The following is a 20501-nucleotide window of genomic DNA, read 5'->3' on the forward strand; positions in this document are numbered from 1 at the left end:
AAAAAAAAGGTTGGGTAAAGGCAAAAAAATAAATGCGTTAGTGCCAGAAATCACACTAACGCATTTATTTATCGTTTTTTCTAAATTCTATAAGACATTAAAAATGCCATTTTAGTCCAAATTTTGCACCAAGGTTGTGGATATATGACTTTAAAGGTAAATCACGTACAAAACTGTCTATCGTTTTATTATAATTTGGCTCAATCCAAAAAGAAGCATTATGTGTTAAATCTATGGAGGCGCCGAATGCTAAATTATATGCCCAAAATGACTGTGTATTGTTGAAATTTCCAAGTGTTGTGTAAAAGTCATGACCATCTGCTTCATATATTTCTACGTTCAATTTTTGATGAGATGGTAAGTTGTAACTAATTCCTCCGATTCCATATAAGGATAAATACCGTTGGTTACGTCCTCCCTTTTTTAATTTCCACTGAAAAGCATTGTATTGAAAAGATAATGGTAATCTGATAAAACCAACAGTATGCTCATCCTCCGACTCTAAAGTAATAGGATTACCAATGGCAGGAACAGTTGTCATTTCTTCCGTTGGAATTGTAGCTACACCAAATACTGTTTTGTACAAGTAAGAGACTTGTCCATTGACTGATTCCGCTTGAATTGGAAATTTCCTGATTGAACTTGCAAATTGAATATTAGCCCATTCAATACCTGTCAAAATACTCAACTTAGGATTAATGTCAATACTTGCTCTTAAACCATAAGAATTTGACTGTGCTATTTGCTCATTTCCATAATTAAAAGCTTCTGGTTCAGAGCGATAAACGGTTAAATTACTGTACTCTGGCGAATAAAAAGCAGAAACAGCAATTCTGTTCATCAATGGTATTTTAGGTTTTTCTGGTTTTTCAATAGTTACTTCTGGATTAGGTTTATTTGATTGATGATAAGCTATTTTAAGAGTATTGAAATAGCCATTAATCGGCTTGTAATCAAGCTTTTTTAATGGAATCCTTACTAATTCTAGCGATATAGATTCATTGTTGGAATTGATTAAATTTGCGGATTCGCCAAAAGGTGGGATATTATTTTTTGAATGCTTTGAATCCTTATTTGTTAAAGTAAAGTTTTGTTCATCGGCAACTACTTTTAGATTGTTATGAATGGTTTGGTTTTGAAGAGAATAGTTGTCTCCTTTACTTACTTCTAAAGTATTTGTCAGATTTTTAGATGAAATATCTTCTGAAATGGCATCATTTTTTTCTTTTACATAAACATATTTTACTCTATCCACAAAAACAGTATCATAGTCATGAATATTAACAAGTTGATTTTTGTAAAGTATTTTGGTGGCTGGGCTTTCCGAATTCTTTAGTAATAAAAGATAAATTGCTCCACCCAAAAGTATCGTAATGATACTCGAATAAATACTTATCCATTTAGTAAAACCTTTGTATCGTGCTAGTTGAGTCTGTAATGCCAACAGACGGAGGCTTTCCCAAACACCATTTGGAGGTGCCATTGATATTTCTTCAATAGCATTTTTAAAAACCTTTCCTATATCTTCTGATTCTTGTTCGTTCATTGCTGTTAATATTTTATTTCTTTCATCATTTCTGAAACCAAACGTTGTAAAATTTTACGAGCATCAAATAAATTAGATTTCGATGTCCCTTCTGATATTCCTAATTGATTTGCAATTTCTTGGTGTTTAAAACCCTCAAATTCGTAAAGATTAAAAATCATTCTATAAGTTGGTGGAAGTTTCTGAACTAAGTTGAGTAAATCTCTCGCATGAATATTACTTAGAATGTCTTCTGATGAAATAGGATGTTGTTCTTCATAATCGGAGGAAATTTCATAAAGCTGTCGTTGGTTAGTATTTTTTCGGTAGAATTCTAAGGCCACATTCACAATAATTCTTTTAATCCAACCTTCAAATGAGCCTTCTCCTTTAAATTGATTGAGGTGTTGAAAAACCCTAATGAACCCTTCCTGTAAAAGATCTTTAGCTTCTTCTCGGTCATGAGAATACCTTATACAAACAACCATCATTTTTGAAGCATATTGATGATAGATTGTGCTAAAGGCATTTTCATCTCCTTTCAAACAACGTTTTATAATTTCAGATTGAGTTTTCAAATAATTATATTTTAGTCCAAAGAGTATTAAATAAAATTTTTACATTTTGAATGATAGGTTTATGTTTTTGATGAAATTACTTATTTTAACGTAGATGAAATGGATATAAAAAAGTTGGGTGAGCTTTTTATTATTTTATCAATTTTATATCTATTTTTTTTTGATTAATCCTTTAAGATGTGAAAGTTTGTGAACATTTCAATATTTATTTGTAAATTTCCACAGTTATCATTTGTTGTTAACAGTCAACATAATTGTCTTTGTCCTCTTGTCTATGAAATTATCAAATCTTAATCCAGAAAACTATACAGACCAATTGATGTGGTTGCGGTTTCTTGAAGGGGATAAATTGGCATTTGAAGCCTTGATGAAAGCTAATTTTTCGTCTTTATTTCATTATGGAACTAAGTTTTCGAAGGATAAAGAATTTATCAAAGATTGTATCCAAGATTTATTTTTACAATTGTGGGAAAGACGTGAACATCTGTCAGATGATATTGCTGTTAAACCTTATTTAATGGCTTCGTTGAGAAGACGAATTCACAGAGCTTCTTTACAATTACGTTATTCTGACCCTTATACTGAAGCAAATGATATTTTTGATATTGAGTTTTCTATCGAAGAAAAGTTTATTCAAGATGAAACAAGTTTGGTATTGACTCAGCGCATCAAACAAGTCATAGAAACTTTACCTAAACGACAAAAAGAAGTTATTTATCTTAAATTTTTTCAAGAATTAGAGCGTGAACAAATCGCTCAAATTATGGACATCGCTCCGCAGACTGCTTCCAATCTTCTTCAAATGGCAATTAAGCAACTCAAAAAATACTGGACTACCGAGTTCATTGCCTTGTTGTTCCCCTTTTTGTTCCAATAAAAAGGCTCAAAATAGAATAATTTAATTTTTTTGATATTTTTTTTAATAATTCATGGTATCTGAATGCCATTGATGTCTAACGCTATATAGAAAGGTATTATTAAGCTATATGAAAAACTATCGTGACTTCGATACAGAGGACTTTGTTTGGGATATTAATTTCCGCATTTGGGTATTAAGTCCAAACAGAGAAGTGAATGCCTTTTGGGAAAAATGGTTGGAAGAAAATCCTGACAAAACAGCTCAGGTAGATAAAGCTAAATCAATTATTCAAGCATTAGTGATTAAAAATGTCGCTTTTGAAAATGAAGAAGTAGATGAATTAGTAAGCCAAACCATTGCCAAAATAGATGAAAATGCCAACAGTACAACTAAAAAAATAAAATTGTTCTATACCAAACAAAACCAGTGGCTTAAAATAGCAGCATTGATAGTTTTGATTATTGGCGTGAGTATTAGTTATCAACAGATTTTTCATCATTCAATTCAGCCTAAAGGTGTTTATGAAAAATATGTTGCAGCCAGCACCAATCAGTTGATAGAAGTAAAGAATGAAAATGACATTGCTTTACCGATTCAATTAATAGATGGAAGTTTGGTACTGCTCAAAAAAGGAAGTAGAATTAGTTATTCAAAGGATTTTGTTGGTAATACTCGTGAAATATATCTTTCTGGAGAAGCTTTTTTTGAAGTAACGAAAAATCCAGAAAAGCCATTTTTAGTATATGCTAATGGATTGGTAACCAAAGTATTGGGTACAAGTTTTACCATTCGTGCTTATGATAAAGAAAAAGAAGTAACGGTTGAAGTAAAAACAGGGAAAGTATCAGTTTTTGCACAGTCGGATGCAAGAGTTGAGGAAAAAGCTACAAGTAGAGAATTAAAAGGAGTAGTATTGACGCCTAATCAAAAAATAGTCTATGCTCGTGAAGAAGTGAGAATGGATAAATTATTGGTAGAATTACCAACTATTACCATCAAAAAGAATATCAAACCGCAGTTTGAATTTGAAGATACACCTGTAAGCGAAGTGCTACAAACCTTAGAAAAAGCTTACAGTATCAATATTGTTTTTGATGAAGAACTATTATCCAATTGCCCATTAACAGCATCATTGACCGACTTACAATTATTTGATAAGCTTGATATTATTTGCAAAGGAGTAGAAGCTCGTTACGAAATATTAGACGGGCAAATTGTAATTTACAGCAAAGGCTGTAAGTAAAAGAGACCTTAAACTAAATCAATTATAAATTAAACCAATACTATTTAACTCAATGAAAAACTAAAACCCGTCCTCACAAAAAAAGTCGGCAATGTTCCAGCATTACCGACCTTAAAGTTCCCCTTTTGGTTCCAGCCAATGAACACTTTACAAGGTAAAGTGCGGGAATTGTTTTGCTCAAATTCAACCTAAACAAAACATCTCCAAATGTATGAAAAAAACATTACAAATCCATAAGTTACTACTTACGGCTATGAAAATTACACTCACTCAAGTTTTTCTTGCAATCTGGCTCATGAGCTCAACTTTTGCGAGTAATACTAATGCCCAAAACGTTCTCAATCAACGAGTAACGTTGCAAGCTCAGGAGTTAGGCATGAGAAGTGTACTAACACAAATTGAAAAGCAAACGGACATTAAGTTTGTATTTAGTTCAAAGCTTATTCAATCTAATCGCAAAATTACAGTTGATTTCCAGAACGCTCAATTATCAAAAATTTTTGATAATCTTTTCAAACCTTTGCACCTTACGTATGAGGTATCAGGTAAAATGGTTATTATCAATCGTTCAGCTGGAAATGCCAATTCTGCCAGTAATCTTCAAGAAAACAATGAAGTATTAAGCATCGAAATTGCTGAACAAACAGTAACAGGTACGGTAACAGACGAAGCAGGTCAGGCATTGCCGGGTGTAAATATCCTTATCAAAGGCACACAAAGAGGTGCCATTACTGATGCAAAAGGACAGTATAGAATTTCAGTGCCAGACAATAATACTGTATTAATTTTCAGTTCAATTGGTTTCCAAAAAAGAGAAATAACTGTTGGTGGAAAATCAGTCTTAAACATCACTTTGGCAAACGACACACAGTCGCTTGATGAAGTTGTGGTGGTGGGTTACGGAACTGAGAAAAAAGTAACCGTTACAGGTTCTGTAGTATCAGTAAAAGGTTCAGATGTTGTGCAATCGCCTTCTATCAACGTAAGTAATAGTTTAGTTGGGCGTTTGCCGGGTTTAGTGGCTGTTACTTCAAGTGGTGAGCCGGGTAACGATGGCTCAACATTGAGAATTAGAGGGGTGAATACTTTAGGCGATAATAATCCTTTAGTGGTTGTTGACGGTGTTCCTGGGCGTTCATTAGAAAGAATTGACCCAAGTACAATTGAAAGCGTAACCATTTTGAAAGATGCTTCTGCGGCAATTTACGGTGCGCAAGCTGCCAATGGTGTTATTTTAGTAACGACAAAACGTGGAAAAAGCGGAAAACCAACCATTACTTTCAATCTAAATCAAGGCTACGGACAGCCAACTCGTTTGCCTGCAATGGCAAGTGCAGCTGAATATGCTACGATGTTGAATGAAATAGATACTTATGCTAGTAGAACAGGAAGATTCACTCCTCAAGAAATCCAGAAATTTAGCGATGGTTCAGACCCTTGGCGTTACCCGAATACAGATTGGTTTGGGGCAGTTTTAAAGCCTTGGTCTTTACAAAATTATGCTAATATTGGTATTTCTGGCGGTAGCGAAAACTTCAAATATTTCGTTTCTTTTGGTGCTAAAAGCCAAGATGGTTATTATAAAAACAGCGGAACGAAATATAATCAGTATGATTTTAGAAGTAATATTGATGCCAATATTAACAAGTATATCAGCTTTGGTTTTGATGTTTCGGGTAGAATGGAAGATAGAAATTATCCAACTCGTTCTGCTGGAAGTATTTTCAGAATGGTAATGCGTGGAAAACCTAATTTGCCTGCTTATTGGCCAGATGGAACACCAGGACCAGACATTGAATATGGTGATAACCCAGCTGTAGTAAGTACCGATGCTACGGGTTATGATAAAGATAAATGGTATTACTTAAACAGTAATATGAAATTGAATATTCAGATTCCTTGGGTGAAAGGTCTGTCTTTATTAACAACTGCTAGTATTGATAAAGGTTTACGTTTTGACAAGAAATTTGAAACGCCTTGGTACTTATATTCTTGGGATGGACAAACGGTTGACGCCAGTGGAAAACCAGTGTTAATTAAAGGCAAAAAAGGTTTTGATGATGCTCGTTTAACGGAACAAATGGAGGATAATCATACCATTTTGATGAATGCTTTGTTGAATTATGAGAAAACAATCGGGCAACATCATTATTTGAAATTCATGGTTGGTACGGAATCTCGTTCTGGACAAATGGATAAATTCTCGGCTTATCGTAGATACTTTGTTTCAACGGCATTAGATCAACTTTTTGCAGGGGGAGATTTACAAAAAGATAATAATGGTTCTGCTTCTCAGAATGCTCGTAGAAATTACTTTGGTCGTGTAAATTATAATTTCAAAGAAAAATATTTAGCTGAATTTGTTTGGCGTTATGATGGTTCGTACATCTTCCCTGCTGATAAAAGATATGGTTTTTTCCCAGGTGTTTCTTTGGGATGGAGACTTTCTGAAGAAGAATTCTGGAAAGATAAAGTATCATTTATCGAAAACATGAAGTTGCGTGCTTCGTGGGGACAAACTGGTAACGACCGCATTGCAGAATGGCAATACCTATCTTCTTATGGTTTTTTTGCGAACAGCGGAGGCGTTCCTCAGCCCCTTATTTTAGGAATAGACCAAGAGAACAAAACCCTTTACGAAACTCGTATTCCTAATTTGAATGTGACTTGGGAAGTAGCCAACCAAGCAAATATTGGTTTTGATATGCAATTGCTGAAAGATAAACTTTCGTTCTCGGCAGATTATTTTTACAATACTCGGTCACAAATTTTATGGCCAAGAAATGCTTCTGTTCCAACATCAACGGGATTGACTTTACCAAGCGAAAACATAGGAAAAGTAGCTAACTCTGGTTTTGAATTTGATATTAATTATCACAACAAAGCGGGTGAATTAACTTACCAAATCGGTGCGAACGGAGGTTATTCTAAAAATGAAATTGTATTCTGGGATGAAGCACCGGGTTCTCCAGATTATCAAAAAACTACGGGTTACCCAATTCCTACTGACCCAAGAAACCCTAACGCAGATTTATATTACAATGCTATTGGTATTTTCAAAGACCAAGCTTCGGTTGATTCGTATCCGCACTGGGATAATGCAAGACCAGGTGATGTAATTTTTGAAGATGTAAACAAAGATGGAAAAATTGATGGCAACGACCGTGTGAGAAGTAGAAAAAGTAATATTCCTCGCTTTACTGCTGGTTTTTCAACCAATCTTCGTTATAAACAATTTGACCTAAGTATCTTGTTTCAAGGAGCTTTCGGGGCAACCAATTATATTTCTACAGAATCTGGTGAAATCGGTAACTTCTTAAAAAGCTTCTACGACCAACGTTGGACTTCAGAAAATCCGAATGCTTCAGGTCCTAGAACTTTCAACCGTAGCAATGAATATTGGGTAAGTAACAGAAATACTTATTTCTTGAAAAGTACTGATTATATCCGTTTGAAAAATATTCAATTTGGTTATTCTTTGCCTAAAAAGCTAAGTCAAAAATTAGGTTTAGAAGGCGCAAGAATTTATGTAAGTGGTCTGAATTTATGGACATTTAGTCCAGATTATCAAGACTTTGACCCAGAGATGGGAAGCGGGAGCGGACAAGGTTATCCACTTCAAAAAGTGTTTAACACTGGGCTTTCATTTACATTCTAAATTTCGATTTTTGAAAAGCGAATTATTCTTCAGTTGAACACTTTATTCACTGAAAGCAATACATAAACATTTAATCAGATGAAAAAAACAATATATATATTATTGACAAGTGTCCTTGTACTTTTTAACACCATTTCGTGTAAAAATGACCTCGACATTCAACCTTTAGATCAGTTTGCAGAAGATGCCGTATGGAAAGACCCAGCTTTGGTAACCACTTTTGTAAACAATATTTACTTGGGCATTCCACATGGTTTTAGCAATATGATGATGGCATCATTAAGTGATGAATCTATGTATAATGCCGATTTTGGAAGTAGCAATGTTACCAAATGTTTAGTAACAGCCAGTGATTATTCCGTTTGGGATTTCTGGTCTGGAAATCGTTATAAAGGAATGATTTGGCAAAATGTTTACAAATACATTCGTGCTTGTAATCTTTTCCTTGAAAAAATTGAAAGTACTCCATTTGATAATCCTGATACTAAAAAGCGTTTAATTGGCGAAGTATATTTCTTGAGAGCCTATTTGTACAATAACCTAGTGTCTGTATATGGTGGTGTGCCAATTATCAAGCAAGCCTACAAATTATCGGATGATTTTACGCCTGCTAGAGATACTTATGAAAACTGTATTAAATTTATTGCTGAAGATTGTGATAAAGCAGCACAAAATTTATTACTGGTAAATACTGGTGCTGATAAAGGAAGAGCAACGAAAGGAGCAGCTTTGGCATTGAAGGCAAGAGTATTATTGCACGCAGCAAGTGATTTATACAACAAAACTCCTACTTGGGCAGGTGGTTTTGCTCATCCTGAATTAATAGGTTATGTAGGTGGTGACCGTAATGCACGTTGGTTAGCGGCAAAAAATGCAGCTAAAGCAGTAATGGATTTAGGTGCTTACAGTATTTATAAAGCTACTCCAGCCACTGGCGATTCAACAGCCAAAAATTATGGTGAAATGTTTTTAATGAAAGAAAACACAGAAGATATTTTCGTGAGATTCTTTTTGCCTAAAACAGAAGATAGCTGGGACGGTTATAATCCAGGCTTATTCAACAACCCGAATGGCTATCATGGCTGGGGAAGTAATACGCCATTACAACAGTTAGTAGATGCTTATGAAATGAAAGACGGTTCGAAATTTAGCTGGACGAATACCGAACACGCTAAAAATCCATACAAAAATCGTGACCCACGTTTTTATGCAACTATACTTTATGAAGGAGTTCAGTGGAGAAAACGTCCATCGGATGTAGCCGCTTCTGACCCTAAAGGAGTAATACAAGTAGGTTTTTGGGAAAAGTGGAATGCTTCAACCAATTCTGTAGATGTAATCGCTGGTCTTGATACTCGTAAAGGTCCAATTGAAGACTGGAACGGTACTTATTCTGGATATTATCTACGTAAATTTATCGACCAAACAATTGATGCACAATATGTAAAACAAGATTTGCCTTGGCGTTTTATTAGATATACAGAAGTTGTGCTAAATTATGCCGAAGCTTGTATTGGTCTTGGGCAAGATGCAGAAGCTCGTCAGTATATTAACATGATTCGTAAAAGAGCAGGAATGCCTGAAATTACCGAAAGTGGACAAGCATTGGTAGAACGTTACAGAAATGAAAGAAGAGTAGAATTAGCATTTGAAGACCATCGTTTCTTTGATGTACGTCGTTGGATGACTGCTCCAAGTACTTTTGATAATGCAAAGGGAATTGAAATTCGTTATCCACTGAATCCAGATAAAACAACATCAAATACGCCAACTTTCAAAGTCATTGATGTTCAGGATAGAAACTGGAAAGATAGAGCTTACTTTCTGCCCATCAAACTAGATGAAATGAATAAAAATAAGAATCTCATTCAAAATCCATTATACTAAATCTAAAATCCCTTTGCTTGATAGGCAAGGGGATTTTTTTTGATACAAATTTTACCAAAAGACACAGTATTTTATCATCTATCAACAGAATGCCTCATTCCTACGAAAAAAACCTAAAACAAGAATTAGATTGAAACAGTAAGTATATTTTAAAGTAATTTGGCATGGTTTTAGCTAGTTTTTAAAGATTAATACATTAGTTTCGTACTAATACATTACGATGGCGAATGTATCCAAAACATAAAGAATCCTATTTAATAGTATTTACAATCTCTATTTAAAACAATTTTATGGTATTTTTCAGTTTGATGAAAAAAAATATTGTATTCAACAAAGGTTTGTTGGATGTCTTTTTTGAAAAAAATATGCTCAGAACTAGCGTTTTTATGAGCATTATTATTTTGTCATTGTATTTTTTATCAATCAATAAAAGTGAAGCATCGTTTAGTGAAATAAGATATTTTAGTCTTAATGTCCCAAAGTATATTCCCAAAAATGAGTTTGTATCATCTGAAGTAGCTTTGAAATGGGGAGAAATGTCGTTGAAAACAATGAAAAATACACCCGGAGGTTCGCCAACTTATGGTTCTCGTTCACTGGGATATTTGGGTTTAACAATGTATGAATGTGTAGTAGCAGGAGAAGCAAAGAAAAAATCTTTAGTAGGTACATTAAAAGGCTTAGCCGAATTGCCTAAGCCTGAAAAAGGACAAGTTTATAATTGGGCACTTTCATTAAATGCAGGGCAAGCCTTCCTTTTGAAAAAACTGTATAAGCAATCTGCACCAAAAAATATTAGTAGAATAGATTCTCTGGAAGAAGCGATATATCAAAATGAGCTTAAAACAACAGATGGAAAAGTAGCTGAACGTTCAAAATTATTTGGTCAGGCAATTGCGGAGGCTATTTTTGAATGGTCAAAAACGGATGGAGGACATGAAGGCTATAAAAGAAATTTTGATAGCACTTACAAAGTACCTGTTGGTAAAGGTCTGTGGAAAGCTCCAACTAGAGGACAGTCGGCTGTGGCGATGCCATTACATCCTTATTGGGGAAAAAACAGAACTTTTTCACCAACGAATAGTGTACTGCCGATTCCTGAAATGATAAAGTATGACTTTAAGCCTGATTCTAAATATTATGCTTATATGTATGAAGTATATACAAAACGCAAAACATTGACTCAAGAGGAAAAAGAAATTGCCAATTGGTGGGGAGACGATCCTTCTCAAACATTTTCACCTCCGGGGCACTCGTATAACTTAGCTAATTTAGCAGTAAAAACGGCTAAACCAGATTTGTTCAAAGCAGCCGAAACCTATGCTAAAGTAGGAATGGCAGTAGCTGATGCTTTTATCAATTGCTGGAAAATAAAGTTTATTTACAACGCAGAAAGACCATATTCTTTTATTTATTATAATATTGATAGAAATTGGGATTTATATTGGCCAGAGCCACCATTCCCCGCTTATTATTCGGGTCATGCAGTACAAAGTGCCGCTACAGCAACAGTATTGACAGAGTTGTATGGAACAAGTTTTAAATTTATAGATGACTCACACGTTGGCAGACCCAAAGATTTAGAAAGGTCAGTAGAATACAAAGCGAGAAGCTTTAACTCATTTTGGGCTGCTGCTGAAGAATCTGCAATGTCACGTTTGTATGGAGGAATTCATACTCGTCAAGACAATGAAGTGGGTTTAGTAGAAGGTAAGAAAATAGGTAAAAATATCAATTCATTACCTTGGAATATAATCAAAAAATAGGCTTTAACTGTATTAATAAAATATATTGGGGGAACAAATACAATCGTAAAATGATGAAAAATCTTAACTCATGGTTAATAAAAGTATTCAAGACTTTGTTTGACCTTTGCCTGTCAATAAAAATGATTGGCATATTTTTCCGACAAAACATAAATAATCAAGTGATGATAATGCCTTTACTTTCATCAGAAAAAATACATGCATTTAGAAATATCTTTAGTTTTTTTATGTTGTTGTGTTTGAGTTTTTCTTCACTACACCTGAAAGCTCAGAATTCTCCAGTTGGATGTGATAAAACCTATATGATTGTTGGGGTTGTCCCAGTTTCAGGAGATAAAGCTTTAACTCGTTCAGAAGTATTTGAATTTGGAAATGGTAATACAAGTAATCCAAATGCTGGCGCAATTGCATGTTCAATCCAAGGTGGTGGAGCTGAAGGTATTGTTGTAGATCCGGACAAGAATATTGCTTATATGGCAACATGTTGTAATCAATCAGAGATAGTAGTTTATGATTTTTCGAAAGGAGTTTTTTTAGCACCAATACCAATACCTGGAGAAGATTTGTTAGACCTTGCCATGTCTCCTGATAAAAGCTTTTTGTATGTTACAAGCTATAACGGAATATCGAAAGTAAGTACTGTTACTAACACTGTTGTAAATTATTACGAATCGCCAAGTTTCAATAATAAAATTGCTGGATTATGGGGAATTGCAATTCATCCAACTACAGGGAAAGTATATGTAAGTAAAAACTGGAATATAACAGGCGAAACAAGTACAATTGAATACGTAGATCCTTCGCTTTCAGGCGCTGCTACACTATTAGCAACTGCACCCGCAGGGTTTAATTATAGAGGAATAAACTTTGGAGATGATGGCAGTCTATGGGCTATTTTAGCCAGTGATGACTTAAATGTAGCCGATCGCTTAGTTCATTACAATAGTTTAACAGGTGCTATTATTGGTTCTTTTAATTTCCCAAGACCTACTTTAAATGCAGGTATCACCAGTGGTGCTGTTGATGCTTTTGATTTGGCTTTTGGACCTGATGGAGATTTATATATTACAAGTTATAAAGGCGACTGTGTTACCAAGTTTGATTTAGCAACGAATGCCTTCAGTACCTTCATTCCTTATCACGCTGGTGTACAAGGTAAATCTATTGCATTTGTTTGTGGTAATTTAAAATGTAATGACTGTAATGCTCCTGCTATAAGTACTAATGATATTACAACTACCCTCGGTACTTGTACTAACTTTGTACCAAATAATAATGGCACAGCAACAATCTCAAATCTTGTTTACAATGCTACCAAAACAATTGAAGCTAGTATTAAAGAAGGGGAAACATTTGGAACAAGTCCTATTTTTGGAGCTGGAGCAAATCTAACATTAGCTCCAGGAGCAACAACCTTAACATTTACAGGTTTAAAGCCTGCCACTAAATATACAATTCGTATTTGGAGTGGTTCAGATGTATGCTTTAATGATTTCACTTTTACAACTCCTGCCTTTAGTTCTAAGGTGTCAAGTTCAACGGGTGCAGTACTTTGTAGCCCTGGAATTGCTTCATTAACTGCTATTTGTGCTGTTGGAGTTCCTCAGTGGTACACTTCATCAACAGATAATACAGTAATAGGTTCGGGAAATAGTTTTTCATTCAATGCTTCTTCTAATATTACTTTTTTTGTAGGTTGTAAGCCAATTGAAAATAATTGTGGAGTACTTTCAGCGAATCGTACTGCTGTGACAATTTCAGTTAATACTACTCCCGCTGCTCCTTCACAATCAACAGTGGCTGGTGGTGTAGTTTGTGGTGCTGGAAGCCTCGGTTTAAAAGCGACATGTGCTGCGGGTTTTATACCAGTTTGGTATAGTTCACAAGTATCATCTTCTATTTTACACACAGGAAGTCCCTTCAATGTACCAGTAACCGAAACCAAAACATATTTTGTTGCGTGTAAAGACTTACTTAGTGGTTGTGAATCGCCTGCGGGAAGCAGAACTTCTGCGACTGCTACTTTTAGTACAGTTCTCAATCCAGTAATTACAACTTCTACTTTACCTGTTTGTGCTGGTACGAATGTTACGCTTTCTGTTACTCCTGCTACTGCTACTTATGCTTGGACAGGACCAAATGGCTTTACATCGTCATTACAAAATGTACCGCTTAATAATATTCAAGCAGCTCAAGGTGGAATTTACACTGTAGAAGTAAGTAATGGTTTATGTTCTGCTAGTACATTGATAAATGTTGTTGTTTTTGACAGACCATTAGGAATAACTGCTACTGCTACAAATTCTACTTGCGACCAAGATTTGGTTAAAAATGATGGAACAATAAAACTTGCAGGTTTTGGTTCAAATTTAAGATATGACATTAGTGCAGGAGCTACTTATACTGGCGGAAAATTGTATGCAACTTCAACGGCAATACCAACAGATGGAGTGCTTAGAAACGATGTTCCTAACCCAACTGCTGTAATACAACAATATACAGTACGTGTATTTAATGCCAATGATTGTTTTACTGATCATACTGTTACTATTCAAAAAGTAGTTTGTGATTGTGGAGTGGCTAGATGTGTTCCTTATACTATTATTAAAACCAAAACAGCTCCTAAAAAAGACTTAATTCGTACAACTAGCTCAAATTCAGGAACTACTCCACCTACAACTACTCCTTCCACAAGTAGCAAGATTACAATAAAGAATACAACTGGAGATAAGGTGCTTTTAAATACGAATGATTTGAAAGAAGCAGAGGATTGGCTCACAACCAATTCAATAACAGAAGATATTATTGTTCAATTTAATACCTCGGATACTTATTTGCTAGAGGACACATTTGCGCCAAAATACACAAATGGAACAAATAGAGTTACTTTTCAAGGGGCTACTGGAGTAAGACCTATTTTTGATGCCCAGAAAAAATCAGCATCTGTTTGGAGATGTGAACGAGATTATACCACACTTAAAAATATAGAACTAAGAAACGCCAACATTGATGATTTTGGCGGTGCAATTATCCGTGCGGATAGTAGAACTAACATGAAGTTCTTAGACATAATAGTAAACTTTGGCTTTTGTGTAATGAGAGCTACAACTGGTGTTTCTAATTTAGAAATAGATGGATTTATCGTCAGAAATGTAACTGCGGGGTCTTTCCGCATTAATGGTGAAAATGGTTTGAGCAATGGAAATATTAGTATCAAGAATATCAATTTTGACCATAGTACTGGGCAGGGAGGGAATATTATTGGAACAAGCCATGGATATTCTCCTTCTTTAGTATTAAAGTATAATAAGAATTGGGTTATTGAGAATATAGGTTCTGTTAATGGTGATATGCTGTTTGATTTAGGAATTATAGAACAGTCTGAAGATATTAAGTTTAAAAACGTCCGTGGTTTATTGATGTACTTCCAAAATAATAAAAACCTTAGTCTTACTAATTGTTATTTACCATCTGAAAGTAATCAACAAAGTAGTTATATGAGTGAGGTTGATGGTATTGATATTATTCACAGTCAGATTAAATTTTCAAAAATTTATTTATGCTCAAATTTAAGAAAAATTAGAGGTAATGTGTTTTTAGAGGGTTTGAGAGGTGACTTGTATGCAGCTAAAGATGTACCAGTAATAGAAGATAATAACCTTATCGTAGAGTATACTAGTGGAAGATATATTGACTTTGACTTTGTAGATGGAAGTCCAAACTTTAGCGTTAATGATTCAAATTTAGCTACTTATCAATTGGCAAAAGGACAAAATACTTTATTTGTTCCATTAGCGAATAAAGCACAAGTAATTTTTAATACATCAGGTTCATTGAGTAGTAGTTCTGTTGGTAAAGGAAAGATTCCAACAATTATTGAACAAGTAACAGATGATATTGACGGAGTTACTAGAACATTTCCAACTGATGTTGGTCCATTTAGTGGATTAACAGTAGAATAATTTTACGCTAGTTTTATCTATTCAGAATACTCTACCTAATATCTGAGAATACTCAATATTGGACATTACTAAAAGTCGTTTCGCTGTTCAAATCTCAATTCAAAAAGTAACAAATCCATACCAAAATCCCCTGTAAAAGCATCGTTCCATCCAAAATGCCATAATGATAAAATGACCATTTTTGAAGGATTTTACTGTTTAAAAAGAACAATGTACTGATTGCAGAAAGTACAAAAGCAAATAAAATGAAGTACGCAGAATTGTAATAATGCAGAAGACTAACAATTAGAAATAATACTGTAAAAGCATTGGCTAAAATCATAGATTTTTTAACACCAATTACCAATGGAATTGTCTTGAGTCCAGATTGTTCATCGCCTCTCATATCTCGAATATCAAATGGAATCGTAATGGCAAAGACAAATAAAAACCTTTCTAATAGCATCAAAGCTAAGTGAGCAAAATCAAAGCTTTTTCCAGATTGAACAATTGGTAAAATAATCGTTGTTGCCGACCAAACAATGGAAATTAAAAAGATTTTCAAGAAAGGGATTTCTCTTAATCGGAATAAATATTTTTGATTTTTAAAGATGGGTAAAGAATAAAAAAGCGTAATTAACGCAAAAGGAGAAAGTATAATGAGTACTTCTTTCTTGGCTAAAAAAACTGCAATGATAAAGCCAATTACTGAAAATACCACCAAAACATAAAACAGGCTCAAATATTCTTTTAACCATTTATGTTTATCACTATTCAATGCTTCTTTATTCGTTAAAACAGTAACGAGCCTATGCAAATTATAGTCGAACAGCGTAGCAAAAAAGATGATAAACAAATAAGGATGCCATTGCGGAGGCATCCCTAATTGCAATTGTGTTTCCACCGTTAACGCCACCGCTGCTAACGAAATGTAGATATTGGTATTGATTAAGAAGTTGAAAATTCTCAATGTCTGAAAGTATCGAAATAAAATCTGATAGCTGAAGGCTCAAAGCTCATAGCTATTTATAATGTTAACAAGCCAAAATCCTGCAAATTATTCACAGGTTTATTGAACCAGAATAATTCAAAGTCTTCCAATCCAGCTTTTTCATAATGTGTTTTTACTTCTTGAAAAGTATAAACTTTGTTGTTTGAAACTGAAATTTCTTTCAAAATCTCAACCAACCATTCGCCTTGTTTTTGCTCTACTGAAATATTAAAACTTTCTTTTTTATCATGAAATCCTAAATTGGTTAGATTCAATACTCTACTTTTTTGGTTTTTGGTAAGATGCTTCACCGTTGGTTTTGTTCCCAGCCAAACAATTTTACTACTTGGTTTTAAAGTATAATCTTCTTCTTGATTAATAGCTTGTTCGATGTAATTTTTCGGTACTTTGGTCTTCGGCACTTTAAATTCAAACCATTGATTCAGGTTCATCTCAAAGCCAATTCCGTGCATGAAATTAAAAAGTGATTTCTTCAAACCATCACTAAACAAACTATGGTCAGTTCCCGTTGGGTCGAGGTGAAAAATATCGTTATTGGCAAAAGTGCCAATTTTTGCACTTTCTTTTTGTACTTTGAATTGCTCTGGATACATCCCAACGGGACTATGAGCCGTCATCGCAAATTGGTGCCAAAAGCCTGATTGTAAAATGCCCAGTTCAAACATTTGACGTACCATTTCCAAAGAATCAATCGTTTCCTGAGCCGTTTGTGTTGGAAATCCATACATCAAATACGAATGCACCATAATTCCTGCTTCGGTAAAATTGCGAGTTACTCTGGCTACTTGGGCAACGGTTACACCTTTTTGAATCAATTCTAAAAGCCTGTCAGAAGCTACTTCTAAACCGCCAGAAACGGCAATACAGCCCGATGCTTTCAGTAACAAACATAAGTCTGCGGTGAAACTTTTTTCAAAACGAATATTTGTCCACCAAGTAACGGTCAATTTTCTTCTAAGAATCTCCAAAGCCAACGAACGCATCAAAGCAGGCGGAGCGGCTTCATCCACGAAATGAAAACCATTCTGACCCGTCTGAGCCATCATTTCTTCCATTCTATCACAAAGGATTTTGGCTGAAATTGGTTCGTAAAGTTTAATATAATCTAAAGAAATATCACAGAAAGTACATTTTCCCCAATAACAGCCATGTGCCATCGTGAGCTTATTCCAACGACCGTCGCTCCACATTCTGTGCATTGGATTCACGATTTCAATCACAGAAATGTACTGGTCTAAAGGCAAATCAGCATAATCGGGCGTACCTACTGCCGACTGTTTATAATCGTGCGTTTGGCTATGGTTGATGTATTTTACTTGTTTATCTACCAAAGTAAAAGTACGTTTCAGTTCTTCTAGTTTTCGCTTTCCCTCCAAATGTTCAAGCAAATTTTCGAGCGGAGCTTCACCATCATCTAAAGTGATAAAATCAAAATACTCAAATACTCTTTCATCCGAAAGTGACCGTAATTCTGTATTCGGAAAACCTCCGCCCATTGCTACTTTTACCGCTGGAAAATGCTTTTTAATCCATTGTCCACAACGAAAAGCACTGTATAAATTGCCAGGAAAAGGAACAGTAATCGCTACCAAAGTAGGATTTACTTCCTGCATTTTTACCGCCAAAATCTTGATGAGTAATTCATCAATAAAGGTATAATCTTGCGATAAAGCTTCATAAAGCTCATCAAAACTATTGGCAGAACGCCCCAAACGCTCGGCATAGCGACTAAAACCAAAATGTGAATCGACGCACTCGACGATAATATCTGAAATATCTTCGAGATAAAGTGTAGCAAAGTGCTTGGCTTTATCTTGCGTTCCCATTGTTCCGAAAGCCCAATCCAATTCTTCTAATTGAGCAAAGCGACTGGCTTCTGGCAAAAAATCTTCTTGACAAATTAGATGCGACAAAGTAGGATTTTTGCCTTGTAAGAAAAGCATTACCGCATCAATCGTATGAATATAATGTTCTTTCAGGGCTACAATTCTTTGGGCGTTATCTGATAATGCTTGTTCCTGACTTTCAATTTGGGCAAATAAATTCAACAAACCTTCTTTAGAAAAAAGGCTCAAAATTACTTCAATTCCCAAATCAGCCTGATAGGAAAGTATATTTTTAGTATTCAAAAACCCCTTAATATAAGCCGTAGCTGGATACGGAGTATTCAGCTGCGTAAATGGAGGAGTAATTAAAAAGACTTTTTGAGTGTTCAATGTAAATGGGGTTACTTTAAAAAAATGTTTTATAGTTGCTCTAACTTTGTAACCCAATCATTGAAGCGAGGGCATTTAGCTCTGATTTTTTGTAACCCAATTGCTTCTGCTAAAATTGAGCCATACATTGGCTTATTATATCCAAGAATAAGTTTTTCGAGCCTTTTGGAAGGAGCAGTAATAGAGCTATCGTTTATTAATTCGGGATTAGGGTATTCGACAATAATCCTTTCTAACTCTTCAATATTTTTTAATTCATTTGAAGGAATCTGTTTTTTGAATACATTGATGTCATTAAATAGTAAACTTTCAAATTCATGCAATTGAATATATGGAATAAACCTAAAGCGAATTTTGTCATTAATGTCGTTTTTCATGTTCAATTCAACAAAATTTAACATCTGAGATTTATCAATATATGTTAACCTCTCTGACCAATTTGGAAAAGCATGATTTTTATTAATTCCATAATAATCAATAAACGTGGTTACAAAGGATTGTGTTTCATATTTAAGATGAGTTTCTATTTGATTTTTCAGATGATACCAAGCTACTATCCCACCGCTTGATTTTTTTATTAAAACAGGTTCAGTTATAATACTTATGCTAATAAAATATGAAAACAGAATATTTTTACAAAATTCAAGTTCTGTTTCTCCTTCACAAATAATAATAAGTCTTTTCATCCTTTTGTAAATTTACTTAGGCTGACCACCAGAAATAATGTTTCTTTTCCACAAATCATCAATCGTATAATCTTCTAACCAAATAGCTAAAGAGGCTGTATTTAATCTGTTGAATTGACTTTCACCTTCTCTTTGATCTACTGTAATTATATCTTCTGGCTTGAAGTGACTTATTAAATCTGTTGACTGTGTTGCAATAATAATTTGACATCCTTTAGCTGATGCCGAAGAAATCATCCCTGATAACTTACTGATAGCAAAAGGGTGAAGACCTAATTCTGGCTCATCAATTACTATACTTGAGGGTAATTCAGGTTGCATAAAAAGAGTGGTCAGTGCAATAAATCTAATCGTACCATCAGACAAATCATTAGCCCCATAAATTGTTGAACTATACTTGTCTTGCCATAGTAACCTAATGAAACCATTTTCATTAGGTTGAAAGAAAAAATCTGAAAAATAAGGAGCAACACTCTGAATGATTTTTATAATTCTTCTGTAAGAAATTGGATGTTTGTCTTTGATAAAATATAAATACGCTGGCAAGTTTTCACCCCTCTCGTACAAGAAAAAAATATCATTATCAATATGACTTGTTTTCGTAAAAGGTGAATTTTTCCCAGTATCGTGAAAATGATATTTTTTGAAAGAGTTTAGATATTCTCGGATAAAATAAGCTCGTGGTAAAGTGTAATTTTTAACGTTAGCCTCATTTTTAAAATCAGAAATATCTATTGGATTTTGATAGTAAGGGTTATTATCATACCAAAGTCCTTCAGAAGTAAAAATAAATGAACTATCTCCTTTTCTAAGATTAAAAGAATAGGCATTTGAACCAAATTGTATTTTAGAGGAAATATTTTCAGTAACTTCTCCTCCTTTATGAAGCATTTTATCTTCTCCACCATTTAATCCAACATATTCAGTTAGTTTTTGATTATATAATCTATTAAGAAAGTCAAAAAAAGATAAAAAATTACTTTTGCCACTGCCATTACTTCCTATCAAAATATTGATAGGTCTAAGCGACATTTCCATTTTTTTTATGGATTTGAATCCTTCTATTTTTATGTAATCTATCATAGCTTAAAAATTTTAATAATAATTTCTACTATTTTTAAGTCTTTCAG

The 20501-nt window shown here is 34.2% G+C and carries 12 protein-coding genes; 6 read left to right on the forward strand and 6 right to left on the reverse strand.

Translation table 11 applies throughout. The features are described from left to right. Positions 1 to 97 precede the first annotated feature (97 nt). Together VB798_RS01045 and VB798_RS01050 are read right to left on the reverse strand one after the other, a co-directional pair. A complete protein-coding gene (locus tag VB798_RS01045; protein ID WP_323255045.1) occupies positions 98 to 1546 on the reverse strand; it encodes a hypothetical protein in 1449 nt (482 codons plus the stop codon). A 5-nt stretch (positions 1547 to 1551) separates the two neighbouring features. Next, the gene (locus tag VB798_RS01050; protein ID WP_323255047.1) at positions 1552 to 2103 is read right to left on the reverse strand and encodes an RNA polymerase sigma factor; all 552 of its coding nucleotides are present in this window, start codon (positions 2101 to 2103) and stop codon (positions 1552 to 1554) included. A gap of 274 nt (positions 2104 to 2377) precedes the next feature. Here VB798_RS01050 and VB798_RS01055 point away from each other — a divergent pair, with 274 nt between their 5' ends. From VB798_RS01055 to VB798_RS01080, 6 genes are all read left to right on the forward strand, one after another. Then, on the forward strand, positions 2378 to 2980 hold the full coding sequence (locus VB798_RS01055; protein ID WP_323255049.1) for an RNA polymerase sigma factor: 603 nt from the start codon (positions 2378 to 2380) through the stop codon (positions 2978 to 2980). A 109-nt stretch (positions 2981 to 3089) separates the two neighbouring features. Continuing rightward, positions 3090 to 4205 (forward strand): FecR family protein, encoded by a 1116-nt coding sequence (locus VB798_RS01060; RefSeq protein WP_323255051.1) that lies wholly within the window; start codon positions 3090 to 3092, stop codon positions 4203 to 4205. Positions 4206 to 4416: 211 nt separating this feature from the next. Further along, complete coding sequence (locus VB798_RS01065; RefSeq protein WP_323255053.1) at positions 4417 to 7863, forward strand: TonB-dependent receptor; 3447 nt, start codon at positions 4417 to 4419, stop codon at positions 7861 to 7863. Between the two features lie 78 nt (positions 7864 to 7941). Then, positions 7942 to 9750, forward strand: coding sequence for a RagB/SusD family nutrient uptake outer membrane protein (locus tag VB798_RS01070; protein WP_323255055.1), 1809 nt, complete (start codon positions 7942 to 7944; stop codon positions 9748 to 9750). A 308-nt stretch (positions 9751 to 10058) separates the two neighbouring features. Next, positions 10059 to 11516, forward strand: a complete 1458-nt coding sequence (locus tag VB798_RS01075; protein WP_323255057.1) for a vanadium-dependent haloperoxidase — start codon at positions 10059 to 10061, stop codon at positions 11514 to 11516. A gap of 122 nt (positions 11517 to 11638) precedes the next feature. After that, positions 11639 to 15478 carry an Ig-like domain-containing protein gene (locus VB798_RS01080; protein ID WP_323255059.1) on the forward strand — a complete coding sequence of 1280 codons (3840 nt, stop codon included), beginning with the start codon at positions 11639 to 11641 and terminating at the stop codon, positions 15476 to 15478. Between the two features lie 94 nt (positions 15479 to 15572). Here the strand turns inward: VB798_RS01080 and VB798_RS01085 are convergent, their stop codons facing one another. Genes VB798_RS01085 through VB798_RS01100 form a run of 4 tightly spaced genes read right to left on the reverse strand, consistent with a single transcriptional unit; the run spans position 15573 to position 20454 of the window. Next, positions 15573 to 16427, reverse strand: coding sequence for a UbiA family prenyltransferase (locus VB798_RS01085; protein WP_323255061.1), 855 nt, complete (start codon positions 16425 to 16427; stop codon positions 15573 to 15575). A gap of 56 nt (positions 16428 to 16483) precedes the next feature. After that, a complete protein-coding gene (locus VB798_RS01090) occupies positions 16484 to 18685 on the reverse strand; it encodes a B12-binding domain-containing radical SAM protein (RefSeq protein ID WP_323255063.1) in 2202 nt (733 codons plus the stop codon). A gap of 29 nt (positions 18686 to 18714) precedes the next feature. Continuing rightward, on the reverse strand, positions 18715 to 19371 hold the full coding sequence (locus VB798_RS01095) for a DUF4276 family protein (RefSeq protein ID WP_323255065.1): 657 nt from the start codon (positions 19369 to 19371) through the stop codon (positions 18715 to 18717). A 12-nt stretch (positions 19372 to 19383) separates the two neighbouring features. Next, positions 19384 to 20454, reverse strand: coding sequence for an AAA family ATPase (locus VB798_RS01100; RefSeq protein WP_323255067.1), 1071 nt, complete (start codon positions 20452 to 20454; stop codon positions 19384 to 19386). Positions 20455 to 20501: the final 47 nt, after the last annotated feature.

The sequence above is a fragment of the Arcicella lustrica genome (assembly GCF_034930985.1).
GTDB classification, from domain to species: Bacteria; Bacteroidota; Bacteroidia; order Cytophagales; family Spirosomataceae; genus Arcicella; species Arcicella lustrica.

Bases quoted from the DNA above. Each gene is read 5' to 3' on its own strand.
- VB798_RS01045 (WP_323255045.1), bottom strand. From the start codon at position 1,546: ATGAACGAACAAGAATCAGAAGATATAGGAAAGGTTTTTAAAAATGCT.
- VB798_RS01055 (WP_323255049.1), top strand. From the start codon at position 2,378: ATGAAATTATCAAATCTTAATCCAGAAAACTATACAGACCAATTGATG.
- VB798_RS01060 (WP_323255051.1), top strand. From the start codon at position 3,090: ATGAAAAACTATCGTGACTTCGATACAGAGGACTTTGTTTGGGATATT.
- VB798_RS01065 (WP_323255053.1), top strand. From the start codon at position 4,417: ATGAAAAAAACATTACAAATCCATAAGTTACTACTTACGGCTATGAAA.
- VB798_RS01070 (WP_323255055.1), top strand. From the start codon at position 7,942: ATGAAAAAAACAATATATATATTATTGACAAGTGTCCTTGTACTTTTT.
- VB798_RS01075 (WP_323255057.1), top strand. From the start codon at position 10,059: ATGAAAAAAAATATTGTATTCAACAAAGGTTTGTTGGATGTCTTTTTT.
- VB798_RS01080 (WP_323255059.1), top strand. From the start codon at position 11,639: ATGATTGGCATATTTTTCCGACAAAACATAAATAATCAAGTGATGATA.
- VB798_RS01095 (WP_323255065.1), bottom strand. From the start codon at position 19,371: ATGAAAAGACTTATTATTATTTGTGAAGGAGAAACAGAACTTGAATTT.
- VB798_RS01100 (WP_323255067.1), bottom strand. From the start codon at position 20,454: ATGATAGATTACATAAAAATAGAAGGATTCAAATCCATAAAAAAAATG.